Origin of the sequence: Pseudomonas sp. M47T1 (genome assembly GCF_000263855.1) — a bacterium.
Classification (GTDB): domain Bacteria; phylum Pseudomonadota; class Gammaproteobacteria; order Pseudomonadales; family Pseudomonadaceae; genus Aquipseudomonas.
In genome coordinates this window covers 85,252-101,030 of sequence record NZ_AJWX01000003.1, presented here as the reverse complement: position 1 = coordinate 101,030, position 15,779 = coordinate 85,252, and the positions used below count along the sequence as shown (strand labels likewise).

The following is a 15,779-nucleotide window of genomic DNA, read 5'->3' as shown; positions in this document are numbered from 1 at the left end:
CATTCTAAATTATTTAGATGATGGATTACCCTTTGCGTTGGTGAGGCTTTTAACCCCGACCTGACGGGAATTCTTAGCCAACTGCCTCAGTAGGATGGCCAGCTCGGCTGGGTCATTACTAAGCCGTACCTCAGCCAGTAGCTCGGCCGCATAGTCCGGATCGAGCTGAAACTGCTCGGCCGTGGCCTCGTCGTGGGAACGATCTTTCATCTGTCATCATCCTTTCGGGTCAGCAGGGAATGGCCGAAGAGGGGTGCTTCGAATGGGCAGGAGTGGAACGCTAATGTAATCTCTTCAACAACCAAAATAGTTATGATTTTGTAATGGCTATGCGCATGCTGGACGGTTCGTGATTTTGAGCCTGTTGCTCCTCCATTGATCAGGGTATGGAATTGAATAGAAACTCCCAGAAAACGCCAGCGTGGGGAAGGTATAAAAAGCGAATTTCCTGGGCTGCAGTCCTCGTCTTTACCGTCATCGTGGCGTGGTAGCCATAGCGGGCTTACAAAATCGTGGCATGCATGTTGAGGCAGAATCAAACCACATCAGTGTCACACTTGAACCGACTAAGCAGTCTACGCCACCTCTCTCCACCTACAGCGAGTCCTCACCCATTGTGATCGCGCCCGACGCGCGTGTCTCAACCAGTGTGAAGGGGCCAGCGAAACCAACTCACTCGGAACCCCCTCTCATGTCTGGAATGTCCACCAGAGGATCGGCTTCTCCAATCGTTACCGGACAAGGCGCGGTAGTGACATCAACAGTAGATAATCGACCATGATGGGGGATCGCATACGAGGGACGATGATAGGTTTTTCATTGCTATTCTTTTCCCCAATAACCCATGCCCAATCCACGAGTATGCAAACGATGGATCAGTGCTCGTCCATCGTCACGGGCGCAGGGGCATCAGTGAATAGTTACTGCATAGGGATTCGCTGAAATTGATTTCGTTCCAGGTAGCGTTGGTCAATTCACTTTTACGAACCATGGTCAGCAACAACAGCTTAGCGGCGACTCTCACGGATGAGGCGGTGCCGATGCGGTCCAGGTATTGATACATCAACGCGATTTCGTCAGGTCCTAAAGCGCGGTCACGTGGCTCGAATTTAGCGATGCTTGCAGGACGTACCAGATCCGCCGGGTTCTCGACCTTCTGGCCACGCTCTATCGCCCATCGGAACACCTGCATCACAATCTCGCGGGAGTGCACAGCCGTGGCTGGAGCTCCACGCTCCACAATTGCATCAGTTAGCGTTCGCAGATCCTCATGATTGATTTCCACCAGTTTCTGATTACCGAAGTGCGGCTTTAGCTCGCGCTCGTAAACCGACCGGCGCATGTCACGCGTCGAGTCAGCCATCTGATACCCACGCAGCCATTTCTCAGCCCACGCATCAAATGTCTCTGCCCCTTTGGTGCGTGCCTTGGCACGGGCTTTCTCTTTGGCAGGTGACTTACCCGCCGAAACCATCTTTTTAGCCTCGCCCAGGCGCTCTCTGGCTTCCGCAAGTGTGATGCCACCCACGCCATAACGACCGAACGTGATGGTCTCCTGACGGCCATTGATTGAGTAGTTGTAACGAAATGAGATGGAACCGGCAGCAGTGACGGCCACGTACAGCCCGTCGCGGTCGTTCACCTTGTAGAGTTTTTCTTGCGGTTTGAGGTTACGCAGCTTGGTATCGGTCAGCATGGCAGTTACGGATCCCATGGAAAAAATACCATGCTCAGAAAAACACTCATGCACCAGGATAAAACCCAATGAAACCGGGCTGATGATGAGATTTGATACCATGCCCTTCCCTACTAGGGCGACATGATATCGAGCACCGAACATGGCATTTGGCTCAGTCAATGCCCTGTACCATGCCATACAAACACGGTGCTTGGCGATGCACAAAGCTGCCAGAATTTGCCAGACCCAAAAAGCCAAAAGCCCGCAGTTACGCGGGCTCCAGGGCATTTCTTGCTAGTTGGTGCCGGACAATGCCGGACGTCCCATCATTCCCACTCGATAGTCGCAGGCGGCTTGCTCGACACGTCATAAGTGACGCGCGAAATGCCTTCGATCTCGTTGATGATGCGGCCGCTGACGGTTTCCAGCAGTTCGTAAGGCAGGTGAGCCCAACGCGCTGTCATGAAGTCGACAGTCTCCACCGCACGCAGGGCAACGACCCAGGCGTAGCGACGGCCATCACCTACGACGCCTACCGATTTCACCGGCTGGAACACCACGAACGCCTGGCTGACCTTGTGGTACCAGTCGGCCTTGCGCAGTTCTTCGATGAAGATGTGGTCGGCACGACGCAGCAGGTCGGCGTATTCCTTCTTCACTTCACCCAGGATGCGCACGCCCAGGCCTGGGCCTGGGAACGGGTGGCGGTAGACCATGTCGTACGGCAGGCCCAGTTCCAGGCCAAGACGACGTACTTCGTCCTTGAACAGCTCACGCAGCGGCTCGACCAGCTTGAGGTTCATTTCCTCAGGCAGGCCACCCACGTTGTGGTGGGACTTGATCACGTGGGCTTTGCCGCTTTTGGCGCCAGCCGACTCGATCACGTCAGGGTAGATGGTGCCCTGGGCCAGGTACTTGATGTTGTCCAGCTTGCAGGACTCGGCATCGAACACGTCGATGAAGGTACGGCCGATGATCTTGCGCTTCTTCTCCGGGTCGGATTCGCCGGCCAGGTTGTTCAGGAACTGGTCTTCGGCGTTGGCGCGGATCACCTTGACGCCCATGTTCTCGGCGAACATGGCCATCACTTGCTCGCCTTCGTGCAGGCGCAGCAGGCCGTTGTCGACGAACACGCAAGTCAGTTGGTCGCCGATAGCCTTGTGCAGCAGGGCCGCAACCACGGACGAGTCGACGCCGCCGGACAGGCCCAGCAGCACGTTGTCGGTACCCACCTGGGCGCGAATGGTGGCGATGGCGTCTTCAGCGATCTTCGACGGCGTCCACAAAGCTTCGCAGCCGCAGATGTCGAGGATGAAGCGCGACAGGATGCGGCCACCCTGCTTGGTGTGGGTCACTTCCGGGTGGAACTGCACGCCGTAGTAGCCACGGGCGTCGTCGACCATGCCGGCGATCGGGCAGCTCGGGGTGCTGGCCAATACGTGGAAGCCTTCAGGGATCTTGGTGACCTTGTCACCGTGGCTCATCCACACGTCCAGGCCGAACACGCCGTCGGCGTCGACGTGGTCTTCGATGCCGTCGAGGATGCGGCTCTTGCCAACCACGTCAACGCGGGCATAGCCGAATTCACGCAGTTGGGAACCTTCAACCTTGCCGCCCAGTTGCTCGGCCATGGTCTGCATGCCGTAGCAGATGCCGAACACTGGCACGCCCAGGTCCCACACCGCTTGCGGTGCACGCGGGCTGTTGGCTTCGTGCACGGATTCCGGGCCGCCGGCCAGGATGATGCCGCGCGGGGCGAATTCGCGGATCGCTTCGTCGTCCATGTCGAAGGGGTGCAGCTCGCAGTACACGCCAATTTCGCGAACGCGACGGGCGATCAGCTGGGTGTACTGGGAACCGAAGTCCAGAATCAGGATTCGGTGGGCGTGAATGTCGAGGGCCATGACTAGTTCTCGTCAGTGGTAATCGGAAACAACACGGGGCTGCAATGAACAGCCCCGCCTTTAAATTCAGCAAGCGCCCGGGCCAGCGGCCACGGGCGCCTGGGGTCAACCTACGCGATAGTTCGGCGCTTCCTTGGTGATCTGCACGTCGTGGACGTGAGATTCGGCCATGCCGGCACCGGTGATACGCACGAATTCAGGCTTGGTGCGCATTTCTTCGATGTTGGCGCTGCCGGTGTAACCCATGGAGGAACGCAGGCCACCCATCAGTTGGTGGATGATGGCGGTCAGGCTGCCCTTGTACGGCACGCGGCCTTCGATGCCTTCGGGTACCAGCTTCTCGGCGCCAGCGGCCGAATCCTGGAAGTAACGGTCGGACGAGCCCTGGGCCTGGGACATGGCGCCCAGCGACCCCATGCCGCGGTAAGCCTTGTACGAACGGCCCTGGAACAGTTCGATCTCGCCCGGTGCCTCTTCGGTACCGGCGAACATCGAACCCATCATCACGCAGGAAGCACCGGCGACGATGGCCTTGGACAGGTCACCGGAGAAGCGGATGCCACCGTCGGCGATCAATGGCACGCCCGAGCCTTCGAGGGCTGCGGCAACGTTGGCGATGGCGCTGATTTGCGGCACGCCCACACCGGCGACGATACGGGTGGTGCAGATGGAGCCAGGGCCGATACCGACCTTGACGGCGTCGGCGCCCGCTTCAACCAGGGCCTTGGCCGCAGCGCCAGTGGCGATGTTGCCACCAATGACCTGGACGTGCGGGTAGTTGTCCTTGACCCAGCGAACGCGATCGATCACGCCCTTGGAGTGGCCGTGGGCAGTGTCCACCACGACAACGTCGACACCGGCGGCTACCAGGGCGGCAACGCGCTCGCCGGTGTCCTTGCCGGTACCGACCGCAGCACCGACGCGCAGGCGGGCCTGGTCGTCCTTGCTGGCCAGTGGGTAGGCCTTGGCCTTCTCGATGTCCTTGACGGTCATCATGCCCTTGAGCTGGAACTTGTCGTCCACGATCAGGACTTTTTCCAGGCGATGCTTGTGCAGCAGTTCGCGCACTTCGTTCTTGTCGGCGCCTTCGCGCACGGTGACCAGGCGCTCTTTGGGCGTCATCACTTCGCGAACGGTGGCTTCCAGGCGTGTTTCGAAACGCACGTCACGGGAAGTGACGATACCGACCAGGTCGCCATCATGCAGCACCGGCACGCCGGAGATGTTGTGCAGGCGGGTCAGCTCGAACAGGTCGCGAACGGTAGCGCCGGCCTCGATGGTGATCGGGTCCTTGACTACGCCGGCCTCGAACTTCTTGACCTTGCGCACTTCGGCAGCCTGCTGCTCGATGGTCATGTTCTTGTGGATGATGCCGATGCCGCCTTCCTGGGCCATGGCAATGGCCAGACGGGCTTCGGTCACGGTATCCATGGCGGCGGAAACCAGGGGAATATTCAGCTCGATGCCACGGGTCAAACGAGTCTTGAGGCTGACTTCGTTGGGCAGTACTTCGGAATAACCGGGTACGAGGAGAATGTCGTCGAAGGTCAGTGCTTCTTGGCTGATACGCAGCATCGCGGGGGCTCCCGAGCGGGAAAATTGGAAGCGCGCCATTATACCCATACATGCCCCGATGCTCAATGTAAACATCTGGGCAATTGCATCGCACCCTACAGGTCGACTCGCACCAGGCGCACCTTGCGTTCCAGACGCTCGCCAAACTCGAACAGGAATTCGCGCTTGAACTGCGCGTCGGCCCAACCGTTGAAGATGAAACCCAGGTTGGAGAACGCGCACGGCTGCAGAAACAGGAAGCCGTTTATATCGTCTTCATGCCGGCATTCCGGGCACATGAAGTTGTCGGTGTGGCCTGGCATCCAGTCTTCCAGGCTGTCGAACAGCGCCTCGCCGATTTCCTGGCGGCACTCGGGGCAGCCGGCTTCTTCCTTGAAACCCTGGGTGGGGGTGAAGATGCAGCGCTTGGTCACCAACTCCAGACCGTTTATCGGCTGGCCATAGGGAAGACGCTCGGGGTGCTCCACCACCGCACGCGCGCCAGGGCCAATGGCGTAGCCCATGCCATTGCCGGTACGACCGCAGGTGGTCAGTTCTTCCTCGATGATGTTCTTCTGCCAAAGCCAGCGCAGCACGCGCCGGGCCTTGCCTTCGCGCCCGGGGAAACTGGAGATCAACGGGACAATGATGCTTTGCGAACTCATGGCAAGGGACCTGCGTGGGCGTGTAAATGCGCGCAGCATAATCGCGTGAGCGCACAGGTCAAGCACCCAGGTAGCGACCAATCAGCGCGACACCGCTGGCCAGTACCAGCCAGTTCACCAAGCGCACGAACTGCTCGCGGGACATGTTCAGGGTCAGGCGCCGGCCCGCCAACAGGCCCACGGCCATGGCCGGCAACAGTGTCGCCGCCAGTAACAGCAGGTGGCCGTCGGCATAGACGCCGGCAATGATGAACAGGCTCAGGCGCACCACGGTGCTGCAACTGATCAACGCGCTCTGGGTGGCGCGGGCCGGCTCCTTGTCCAGCCGCGCATTCAGGTAGATGGCATATAGAAAGCCGCCGCTGCCAAACAGCGCGCCAAACAATCCGCCGGTCACCCCCATAGGCAACGCCCACAAGGCCCGCAAGCTACCGGGCCTGATTTTCACCAGCAAGCTGTAGAGCGCATAGGCGCTGATGAACAGCCCCATCAGCAACAGCAACAATTGCGAATGCACGTTGAGCAGGAACATCACCCCCAGGGTGCAGCCCACCGCCATGCACGGCAGCAGCCGCTTGAGTTCAGGCCCCGACACCGCCTTGCGCGAGGGCAGCAGGTTGCCAAACGCGGCGATGAAGTCGAGCACCACCAGCAAGGGGATGATGCGCGCCAAGGGCATGAAACAGATCAGCGCAGGCCCTGCGACCAGCGCCGTGCCGAAACCGGCGATGCCGAACACCACGTAGGCGGCGGCGACGCACAGCACCATGCAGGTCCAGCCCAGGGCAGTGAAGTGCAAGGCATTGAGCAGGTCCATCAGCGCATCCTCCAGGGCAAGTGCAGCCACTATAGCCACGCCGCGCCCATGCCGACTAATATGCAATTAGCCCACCAGCCATCTCGAAACGGCATACCATGATCTCCACCCGACAATTGCATTATTTCGTGGAAATCGCCGACAGCGGCAGTTTCAGCGCCGCGTCCGAGCGCCTGTTCATTGCCCAATCGGCGCTGAGCCGCCAGGTAAAGGAATTGGAGGGCGCACTGGGCACCCTGTTGTTCGAGCGCACGGCGCGCCAGCCACGCTTGACGGCTGCCGGTACCGCGTTCCTACCGCGCGCCAGGGCCATGCTGGCCGAACTGGACAAAGCCAGCACCGCAGCCCGCGAGATTGGCCGGGGCCAGCGTGGACTCATGCGCTTGAGCCACTCCAGCACCGTGCCGCTGAGCGGTTCGCTGCTGGCCACCATCAAGGCTTACCTGGGCGAGCATCCCGGGGTCAGCCTGGACATTGCCCAGCAATCGTCCGAAGCCCAGTTGCAGGACATTCATGAACAGCGCCTGGACGTCGGCCTGTTACGCCTGCCGGTGCTGCGCCAACGCGACGGCATTGTGCTGCGGCCATTGTTAACCGAAGCATTGAAACTGGCAGTGGCAGCCGAACACCGGCTGGCCGGGCGCGAACGGGTCAGCCTTACGCAATTGCGCGACGAACCGTTCATCTCCATTCCCCATCGCCAGCGCGGCGGCTTGAGCTATCTGTCTGCCGAGCTTTGCATGACGGCGGGTTTCTTCCCGAAAGCGGCCCAGGTGGTGTCGCGCAAAACCACGCAGTTGCAGTTGATTCAGGCAGGGTTCGGCGTGGCGTTGTTGCCGGTGAGCATGGCGGCGCTGGCCCCGGAGGGCGTCCGGCTGATTGAGCTGGAGGAGAACTGCCAAAGCACCGTGGCATTGGCGTACCGCAAGGATGACTCCCCCCTTATCAGCGAGTTCTGCAACGCATTTCCCCGCCTCGCATAACCATCGCAGCCTGGGCGGCAGCGGTTACACGGTGCAGCAGTGATTGGCTGAGGATGGGTGGCCGCATGGGCGTATTCCCCTTATGATGCGCCCCATGAACAAAGACCCCTTTGCCGTACTCGGCCTGGACCGCGAAGTCCTCACCGTCAGCCAGCTCAACGGCCGCGCCCGCGTGCTGCTCGAAGACGTCTTCAGCAATATCTGGGTGGAAGGCGAAATCTCCAACCTCGCCCGCCCGGCGTCCGGCCACGTGTACTTCACCCTCAAGGACAGCGGCGCCCAAGTGCGGTGCGCGCTGTTTCGGCAGAACGCCCAGCGCGTGCGCCAGGCGCTACGCGATGGCTTGGCGGTAAAAGTACGCGGCAAGGTCTCACTGTTCGAAGGCCGCGGCGACTACCAGTTGATCCTCGACACCGTGGAACCGGCCGGTGACGGGGCCCTGCGCCTGGCGTTCGACGCGCTGAAGGAAAAGCTCAGCGCCGAAGGCCTGTTCAGCACCGAACGCAAAGTAGCCCTGCCCGCCCACCCGCAGCGCATCGGCATTGTCAGCTCACCCACGGGCGCGGTGATCCGCGACATCATCAGCGTGTTCCGCCGCCGCGCGCCGCAGGTTGAACTGACCCTGATCCCCACCGCCGTGCAGGGTCGCGAGGCCATCAACCAGATCGTGCGCGGCATCAAGCTGGCCGACGCCGGTGGTTTCGACGCCATCATCCTGGCCCGTGGCGGCGGCTCGCTGGAAGACCTGTGGTGCTTCAACGAGGAGGCCGTGGCCCGCGCCGTGGCCGCCTGCGTAACGCCGATCGTCAGCGCCGTGGGCCATGAAACCGACGTATCGATCAGCGATTTCGTCGCCGACGTGCGCGCGCCCACGCCGTCCGCTGCCGCCGAACTGCTGGCGCCCGACGCCAGCGAACTGCAACGGCGCCTGGAAACCCTGCAACGGCGCCTGCTGATGCGCATGCAGAACCGCCTGGCCCACGACCGCCTGCGCCTGGAAGGCCTGACCAAACGCCTGCGCCACCCCGGCGAGCGCTTGCGCCAGCAGGCCCAGCGCCTGGACGACCTGGACATGCGCCTGCGCCGCGCCTTCGAGCAGCGCCTGAACCTGCGCAAGCACCGCCTGGCACAGCTGGAAACGCGCCTGGCCGGCCAGCACCCGGGGCGCACCCTGGCCATGCTGCGCCAGCGGGTCGAGGGCCTGGCCGAACGCCTGCCCCGCGCCATGCGCGAAGGGCTGAAAGCGCGCCGGGTGCAGTTGACCAACCAGATGCAGACCCTGCACATCGTCAGCCCCCTGGCGACCCTGAGCCGCGGCTACAGCATCCTGCTGGACGAACGTGGCCAGGCCATCCGCAGCGCCGAGCAGACCCGCACCGGCCAGCGCCTGACCGCCAAACTGGGCGAAGGCGAGCTGCAAGTGCGGGTGGAAGACAACCACCTGACTCCGGTCACCCTCTCGCTACTGGACTGACCCCATGCCGCGCCTGCTGCCCGCCCTGCTTGTGTTGTGCCTGGCCTTCAACGCCCAGGCCGACAGCTACATCACCCGCCTGCTGAACAAACCGGTACCCGGCGGCGTGGCCGTGATCGACCTGGGCACCGGCGCCCAGCCGCCCAAGGTGTTCTTCGACGGCAAGCCGGTGCTGGTGGTGCGCGAACAGGACACCTGGCGCGCCATCGTCGGCCTGCCCCTGACGCAGAAGCCGGGCGCGGCGCAGATCACCACGGCCGACAAACGCAGCCTGGGTTTTGTGGTGGGCAGCAAGCATTACCCGCAACAGCACATCACCCTGAAGAACAACCGCCAGGTCAATCCTGACCCCGCAGACCTGAAACGCTTTGAAGTGGAACTGGCCGAACAGTTGAAGGCCTACCGAAGCTTCAGCCCGGGCACGCCCAGCAACCTGCTGCTGGACAAACCGGTCAACGGCCCGCTGTCGAGCCGCTTCGGCGTGCGCCGGTTCTTCAATGGCGAAGAGCGCAACCCGCACGCTGGCCTGGACTTCGCCGTGCCGGCGGGTACGCCCATCAAGACCCCGGCAGCCGGCAAGGTCATCCTGATCGGCAACTACTTCTTCAACGGCAACACCGTGTTCGTCGACCATGGCCAGGGCTTTATCAGCATGTTCTGCCACCTGTCGAAGATCGACGTGAAAGTAGGCCAGGACCTTGCGCGCGGCGCGGTTGTAGGACGCGTAGGAATGACGGGCCGAGCGACGGGGCCGCACATGCACTGGAACGTCAGCCTCAACGATGCCCGCGTGGACCCCGCCATCTTCATCGGCGCATTCCAACCCTGACGGCGCAGTATAGGCGGGAGCGGGTGGTACCCGCGAAGAGAGCTACGCGGTGTTTCAGATTCTCTGTGGTGTCCTTTTCGCGGGTAGAACCCGCCCCCACAAAGACGGCACCAGCGAATTGCGCTACAGCACAGCACCAAACAATAAAAACTTGAAAAACTACCAACATGAGAAATAAAACCTCAAAAAACAATCAAGACAAAGAACTTATCTCAAAGTTTTACAGATGCTTGCCATCCCCTGCCGCAATGGTTAGGGTTGAGGCATGAAAACTCTTCACACCCTCATCCTCCTTCGTCAACACCGCTGCCTAAGCCTGGTCAGTGCACGACTGCCAAGCTGAATCGCGTCGCCTCGCCCTTCTCTTTCTGTTTTAGCCGGCAGGCCCTTTTCAAGGCCGCACATCAAGGATTGCCCATCATGACCATGCTCAAAGACCCGTCGTCCAAATACCGCGCCTTCGCCCAGGTGAACCTGCCTGACCGCACCTGGCCGAACCAGACCATCACCACTGCGCCTATCTGGTGCAGCTCCGACCTGCGGGACGGCAACCAGTCGCTGATCGAGCCCATGGATGCGGTGAAGAAGCTGCGTTTCTGGAAGACCCTGGTCAGCGTGGGCGTGAAAGAGATCGAGGCCTCGTTCCCGTCGGCTTCGCAAACCGACTTCGACTTCGTTCGCACCCTGATCGAAGACAATCACATCCCGGAAGACACCACCATCCAGGTGCTGACCCAGGCCCGTGAAGACCTGATCGCGCGTACTTTCGAATCGCTGAAAGGCGCCAAGAAGGCCATCGTGCACCTGTACAACGCCACCTCGCCATCCTTCCGCAAGATTGTCTTCAACCAGGACAAGCAAGGCGTGAAAGACATCGCGGTCAACGCTGCCAAGCTGTTCGTCAAATACGCCGCCCAGCAGCCGGAAACCCAGTGGACCTTCCAGTACTCGCCGGAAACCTTCAGCGCCACCGAACTTGAGTTCGCCAAGGAAGTCTGCGACGCGGTGATCGAGGTATGGAACCCGACGCCTGAGCACAAGATCATCCTCAACCTGCCGGCCACGGTGGAAGTCAGCACCCCGAACATCTATGCCGACCAGATCGAGTGGTTCGGCCGCAACGTATCGCGCCGTGACAGCGTGATCATCAGCCTGCACACCCACAACGACCGTGGCACTGGCGTTGCCGCCACCGAGCTGGGCCTGATGGCCGGCGCCGATCGCGTGGAAGGCTGCCTGTTCGGCAACGGCGAGCGCACCGGCAACGTAGACCTGGTGACCCTGGCCCTGAACCTGTACACCCAGGGCGTGAACCCCGAGCTGGACTTCTCCGACATCGACGGCGTGCGCAAAGTCGTCGAAGAGTGCAACCAGATCCCGGTTCACCCACGCCACCCGTATGTGGGCGACCTGGTTCACACCGCGTTCTCCGGCTCGCACCAGGACGCTATCCGCAAGGGCTTCACCCAGCAGAAAGACGACACCCTGTGGGAAGTGCCTTACCTGCCGATCGACCCGGCCGACATCGGCCGTAGCTACGAAGCGGTCATCCGCGTCAACAGCCAGTCGGGCAAGGGTGGCATCACCTACCTGCTGGAACAGGAATACGGCATCAGCCTGCCGCGCCGCATGCAGATCGAGTTCAGCCAGGTGGTACAGGGTGAAACCGACCGCCTGGGCCTGGAAATGACCGCCCAGCAGATTTACGCGCTGCTGCACAAGGAATACCTGCAAGCCAACACTCCGTACGCGCTGGTCAGCCACCGCCTGCAGGAAGAGAACGGCAACAGCAAGGTCGATGTGGAAGTGCACAGCGACGGCGAAACCGTGCACTGGCGCGGCAAGGGCAACGGCGCCTTGGAAGCCCTGGCCTCGGCCATGCCGGTACCGGTGGAAATCATGGACTACAACGAACACGCCATTGGCGCGGGCACCCATGCCAAGGCAGCCGCCTACATTGAACTGCGCGTAGCTGGCGGCCGTGCCGTACACGGCGTGGGTGTGGACGAGAACATCACCACCGCCAGCTTCAAAGCCCTGTTCAGCGCCCTGAACCGCTCGCTGAGCCAGCAGGAAGCCAAGGCGGCGTAAGCCTTCGCAACCCACAAAAAAACCGGCCCACGTGGCCGGTTTTTTATGCAAGCACCCCGCACAGCCTCGTAACCTGGCGGCAGCGGCTACAGCGGGTCAGTGGAGCTCGAAGGTGTCGGCATCCAAATGCGCCGGGAAGCGCGTGCGGTACGCGGCCAGTTCGGCGGCGCTGAGGGAAACGTGGAATACGCCATCCGCCTCCCCTGCGCTCAACAGGCTCTCGCCCTGAAAATCCAGCACCTGGCTGTCGCCGGTGTAGGCAAAGCCTTTGCCATCGGTGCCCACACGGTTCACCGCCGCGACATAGCAGAGGTTTTCGATGGCCCGCGCCGGCAGCAGGCGGTTCCAGTGCAACCGGCGCGCACCGGGCCAGTTGGCGGTGTACAGCAGCAGGTCGGTGTCACTCGCGTCACGGCTCCACACCGGGAAACGCAGGTCGTAGCAGATCAGCGGGCGCACTCGCCAGCCATTGACCTCGAACTGCACCTGACGCTCGCCCGGGGTGTAGTGCTCGTGCTCGCCGGCCATGCGGAACAGGTGGCGCTTGTCATAGTGCAGCAGTTCACCATCCGGGCGCGCCCACAGCAGGCGGTTGCGGTGGCTGCCATCGGCGGCCTGGATAATCACGCTACCGGTAACCACCGCGTTCAAGCGCGCGGCCTGGGCACGCAGCCACTTGCTGGCAGGGCCGTTCTCAGGCTCGCACAGGGTGGCCGAGTCCATGGAGAAGCCGGTGGTGAACATCTCCGGCAGGATAATCAGGTCCGCACCCCGGGCCTGCTCCAGCAGGGCCTCGAAGTGTTCAAAATTGGCCGTGCGGTCATGCCAGGCCAGGGTGGTTTGCACCAGGGCCAGGTTCAGGTTCGCCAGCGTACTCAAATCACGCATAGTTTCTTCGCCGCTTCCCGCAGCGTCTCCTCGCGTTTGGCGAAGCACAGGCGTATCAGGCGCTGTTCCGGAATGGGTGTCTGGTAGAACACCGACACCGGAATGGTCGCCACGCCGTGCTCGCGGGTCATCCACAGAGCCATGTCGACGTCGTTGAGGTCGGGGCGGATCTGCGAGTAATCCACCAGCTGGAAATAAGTGCCTGCTACCCGGCTGAAACTGAACCGCGACGGCGTCAGCAAATCGCAGAACAGGTCACGCTTGGCCTGGTAAAAGCCCGGCAGTTGCTCAACGTGTTCGGGACAGGCCGCCATGTAGTCCGCCAGCGCCCACTGCAGCGGCGTGACACCGCAGAAATTGACGTACTGGTGAACCTTGCGCAGTTCCGCGCTCAAGGCCGGTGGAGCAATCACGTAACCGGTTTTCCAGCCGGTGACATGGTAGGTCTTGCCAAACGAGCTGACCACGAAAGCCTTGGAGTAGAGTGCTTCGTTGGCCAGCACACTGGCATGTCTGACCCCATCGTAGACCAGGTGTTCATACACTTCATCACTGATCAGGTAGATATCGCGACCTTCGATCAGTTGTGCCAGTTGCTCAAGGTCTGCCGAGCTGATCAGAGCGCCGCTGGGGTTGTGCGGGCTGTTGAGAATGATCATGCGCGTGCGCGGGGTCAGGGCGTCGGCCAGCTTTTGCCAATCGATGGAAAAGTTGCGGGCATCAAGCTGCACATGCACACAACGACCGCCGGCCAGCTCTACAGACGGCTCATAGCTGTCGTAGCTGGGGTCGAACACGATGACCTCGTCACCGGTGCGCACCACGGCCTGCACGGCGCAGAAAATGGCTTCAGTGGCGCCTGGCGTGATGGTCACTTCACTGTTGGCATCCACGCGGGCGCCGTATTGCCGTGCCACCTTGGCCGCCACCTGTTCGCGCAACGCCGGCAAGCCGGTCATGGGGGCGTACTGGTTGTGGCCGCTGTTGATATGGCGCACCACGGCGTCGCGCAAGCCTTGGGGGCCGTCGAAGTCGGGGAAGCCTTGGGAGAGGTTGAGCGCACCTGTCTCGGCAGCGAGCTGGGACATGGTGGTGAAGATGGTCGTGCCGACATTCGGCAGCTTGCTGGTGATCATCGGGCCTATCCCTGACAGCTGGGGAGCTCAGCAGAATAGCCCAAGGAACCGAGGGAAAACCAGTGCACATCAAACCTGTGGGGGCGGGCTCCGCCCGCGAAGGGCGCACCGCGTAAATCCAGCGATTACGCGGTGAACTCTTCGCAGGCAGAGCCCGCTCCTACAGAAGGCAACTGCACCCACAGGGTATTGCAGCAGCCGGGGATCAGCGCTTGTCGCGGCGCTTCTTGTCGGCCTTCTTGTGGTGCGACATCAATCGACGCTTCTTGTTGACCTGGCGGTCGGTCAGCGTGTTCTTGTTGCCTTCATACGGGTTCTCGCCACCCTTGAACTCGATGCGGATCGGCGTACCGACCAGCTTGAGCACACGGCGGTAGGTGTTTTCCAGGTAGCGAACGTAGGAGTTCGGCACCTTTTCCACCTGGTTGCCGTGGATCACGATCAGCGGCGGGTTGGCACCACCCAGGTGGGCATAGCGCAGCTTGATGCGGCGGCTGTTGACCATCGGCGGCTGGTGCTCTTGCACCGCGTCTTCGAGGATCTGGGTGAGGCGGCTGGTTGGCCAGCGCGTGATCGCCGACTTGAACGAAGCCTGCACCGAACCGTACAGGTTGCCCACGCCGGTGCCGTGCAGCGCCGAGATGAAGTGGATGTCGGCGAAGTCGACGAAGAACAGCCGGCGTTCCAGCTCGGTCTTCACGTAGTCGCGCTCGCTCGGCTGCATGCCGTCCCACTTGTTCAGGGCAATGACGATGGCACGACCGGATTCCAGGGCGAAGCCCAGCAGGTTCAGGTCATGGTCCACCACGCCTTCACGGGCGTCCATGACGAAGATCACGACGTTGGCGTCCTTGATGGCCTGCAGCGTCTTGACCACCGAGAACTTCTCCACTTCCTCGTGGATCTTGCCGCGCTTGCGCACGCCGGCGGTGTCGATGAAGGTGTACTTCTCGTCATTGCGCTCGAACGGGATGTAGATACTGTCGCGGGTGGTGCCCGGCTCATCATAGACGATGACGCGGTCTTCACCGAGCATGCGGTTGACCAGGGTCGACTTGCCCACGTTCGGGCGGCCGATGATGGCGATCTTGATGCCATCCTTCTCGCTCGGGCCCGGGATACGTACCTGCTCTTCGCCTTCGGCAACGCCTGCGGCCAGGTCTTCCTCTTCCACATCACGCGGGAATTCGCCCAGGGCGGCTTCCAGCAAGGTGTTCACGCCACGGCCTTGTGCACCGGCAACGCCAATGGCGTGGCCCATGCCCAATGGGGCGAATTCGGCGCGGGCCATTTCCGGATCGATGTTGTCGATCTTGTTGGCCACCAGGATAGAGCGCTTGTTGCGCTTGCGCAGGTGCTCGGCAATCATCTGGTCGGCGGCGGTAAAACCGGCACGGGCATCGACCAGGAACAGCACGACATCGGCTTCTTCAATGGCCAGCAGCGACTGCTCGGCCATTTTTTCGTCCATGCCGTGTTCGTCACCGGAAATACCACCGGTGTCGACCAAAATGTAGGAACGCCCTTGCCAGCGCGCCTCTCCGTATTGGCGATCACGGGTAAGACCAGACAGGTCGCCAACGATGGCGTCGCGGCTTTTGGTCAGGCGGTTGAACATGGTGGACTTGCCGACGTTCGGTCGGCCCACCAGGGCGATTACGGGAACCATTAGGCTCTCCACTGCGTTATTTCAGAAAATACAAAGGCCGCTGCAGGCAGCGGCCGGAGTTCGTGGCGGCATTGTACACATGCCGCAGGCC

The 15,779-nt window shown here is 61.6% G+C and carries 12 protein-coding genes and 1 pseudogene; 4 read left to right on the top strand and 9 right to left on the bottom strand.

Annotation, left to right across the window (positions count from 1 at the left end; all coding sequences use genetic code 11):
* Positions 1-9: 9 nt before the first annotated feature.
* From PMM47T1_RS04375 to PMM47T1_RS04350, 6 genes and pseudogenes are all read right to left on the bottom strand, one after another.
* The gene (locus PMM47T1_RS04375; protein WP_008366158.1) at positions 10-210 is read right to left on the bottom strand and encodes a hypothetical protein; all 201 of its coding nucleotides are present in this window, start codon (positions 208-210) and stop codon (positions 10-12) included.
* 718 nt (positions 211-928) lie between these two features.
* Positions 929-1,696 (bottom strand): annotated as a pseudogene (locus PMM47T1_RS04370) (tyrosine-type recombinase/integrase); the annotation flags it as partial.
* A 308-nt stretch (positions 1,697-2,004) separates the two neighbouring features.
* Positions 2,005-3,582, bottom strand: coding sequence for a glutamine-hydrolyzing GMP synthase (gene guaA, locus PMM47T1_RS04365; protein WP_008366156.1), 1,578 nt, complete (start codon positions 3,580-3,582; stop codon positions 2,005-2,007).
* Positions 3,583-3,687: 105 nt separating this feature from the next.
* Entirely contained in the window at positions 3,688-5,157 is a 1,470-nt protein-coding gene (gene guaB / locus PMM47T1_RS04360) for an IMP dehydrogenase (RefSeq protein ID WP_008366155.1), read from the bottom strand.
* A gap of 95 nt (positions 5,158-5,252) precedes the next feature.
* Complete coding sequence (locus tag PMM47T1_RS04355) at positions 5,253-5,801, bottom strand: hypothetical protein (RefSeq protein WP_008366154.1); 549 nt, start codon at positions 5,799-5,801, stop codon at positions 5,253-5,255.
* 58 nt (positions 5,802-5,859) lie between these two features.
* Positions 5,860-6,618, bottom strand: coding sequence for a sulfite exporter TauE/SafE family protein (locus tag PMM47T1_RS04350; RefSeq protein ID WP_008366153.1), 759 nt, complete (start codon positions 6,616-6,618; stop codon positions 5,860-5,862).
* A 98-nt stretch (positions 6,619-6,716) separates the two neighbouring features.
* Between PMM47T1_RS04350 and PMM47T1_RS04345 the strand changes: the two genes are divergently transcribed.
* The 4 genes from PMM47T1_RS04345 to leuA all read left to right on the top strand — a co-directional run bounded on the left by PMM47T1_RS04345 (position 6,717) and on the right by leuA (position 11,995).
* Positions 6,717-7,601: a LysR substrate-binding domain-containing protein gene (locus PMM47T1_RS04345; protein ID WP_008366152.1), complete on the top strand. Its 885-nt coding sequence runs from the start codon at positions 6,717-6,719 to the stop codon at positions 7,599-7,601.
* Positions 7,602-7,695: 94 nt separating this feature from the next.
* On the top strand, positions 7,696-9,075 hold the full coding sequence (gene xseA / locus PMM47T1_RS04340; RefSeq protein WP_008366151.1) for an exodeoxyribonuclease VII large subunit: 1,380 nt from the start codon (positions 7,696-7,698) through the stop codon (positions 9,073-9,075).
* 4 nt (positions 9,076-9,079) lie between these two features.
* Positions 9,080-9,904, top strand: a complete 825-nt coding sequence (locus PMM47T1_RS04335; RefSeq protein ID WP_008366150.1) for a M23 family metallopeptidase — start codon at positions 9,080-9,082, stop codon at positions 9,902-9,904.
* A 420-nt stretch (positions 9,905-10,324) separates the two neighbouring features.
* Complete coding sequence (gene leuA, locus PMM47T1_RS04330) at positions 10,325-11,995, top strand: 2-isopropylmalate synthase (RefSeq protein WP_008366149.1); 1,671 nt, start codon at positions 10,325-10,327, stop codon at positions 11,993-11,995.
* Positions 11,996-12,091: 96 nt separating this feature from the next.
* On the opposite strand, the gene PMM47T1_RS04325 is transcribed toward leuA, so the two are convergent.
* The 3 genes from PMM47T1_RS04325 to der form a co-directional block, all read right to left on the bottom strand.
* A complete protein-coding gene (locus PMM47T1_RS04325; protein WP_008366148.1) occupies positions 12,092-12,883 on the bottom strand; it encodes an amidohydrolase in 792 nt (263 codons plus the stop codon).
* Positions 12,871-14,019, bottom strand: a complete 1,149-nt coding sequence (locus PMM47T1_RS04320) for a pyridoxal phosphate-dependent aminotransferase (protein WP_008366147.1) — start codon at positions 14,017-14,019, stop codon at positions 12,871-12,873. Before PMM47T1_RS04320 ends, PMM47T1_RS04325 begins: the two co-directional genes overlap by 13 nt.
* A 205-nt stretch (positions 14,020-14,224) precedes the next feature.
* Positions 14,225-15,688, bottom strand: a complete 1,464-nt coding sequence (gene der / locus PMM47T1_RS04315) for a ribosome biogenesis GTPase Der (protein ID WP_008366146.1) — start codon at positions 15,686-15,688, stop codon at positions 14,225-14,227.
* Positions 15,689-15,779: the final 91 nt, after the last annotated feature.

Bases quoted from the DNA above. Each gene is read 5' to 3' on its own strand.
- PMM47T1_RS04375 (WP_008366158.1), bottom strand. From the start codon at position 210: ATGAAAGATCGTTCCCACGACGAGGCCACGGCCGAGCAGTTTCAGCTC.
- guaA (WP_008366156.1), bottom strand. From the start codon at position 3,582: ATGGCCCTCGACATTCACGCCCACCGAATCCTGATTCTGGACTTCGGT.
- guaB (WP_008366155.1), bottom strand. From the start codon at position 5,157: ATGCTGCGTATCAGCCAAGAAGCACTGACCTTCGACGACATTCTCCTC.
- PMM47T1_RS04355 (WP_008366154.1), bottom strand. From the start codon at position 5,801: ATGAGTTCGCAAAGCATCATTGTCCCGTTGATCTCCAGTTTCCCCGGG.
- PMM47T1_RS04350 (WP_008366153.1), bottom strand. From the start codon at position 6,618: ATGGACCTGCTCAATGCCTTGCACTTCACTGCCCTGGGCTGGACCTGC.
- PMM47T1_RS04345 (WP_008366152.1), top strand. From the start codon at position 6,717: ATGATCTCCACCCGACAATTGCATTATTTCGTGGAAATCGCCGACAGC.
- xseA (WP_008366151.1), top strand. From the start codon at position 7,696: ATGAACAAAGACCCCTTTGCCGTACTCGGCCTGGACCGCGAAGTCCTC.
- PMM47T1_RS04335 (WP_008366150.1), top strand. From the start codon at position 9,080: ATGCCGCGCCTGCTGCCCGCCCTGCTTGTGTTGTGCCTGGCCTTCAAC.
- leuA (WP_008366149.1), top strand. From the start codon at position 10,325: ATGACCATGCTCAAAGACCCGTCGTCCAAATACCGCGCCTTCGCCCAG.
- PMM47T1_RS04325 (WP_008366148.1), bottom strand. From the start codon at position 12,883: ATGCGTGATTTGAGTACGCTGGCGAACCTGAACCTGGCCCTGGTGCAA.
- PMM47T1_RS04320 (WP_008366147.1), bottom strand. From the start codon at position 14,019: ATGATCACCAGCAAGCTGCCGAATGTCGGCACGACCATCTTCACCACC.
- der (WP_008366146.1), bottom strand. From the start codon at position 15,688: ATGGTTCCCGTAATCGCCCTGGTGGGCCGACCGAACGTCGGCAAGTCC.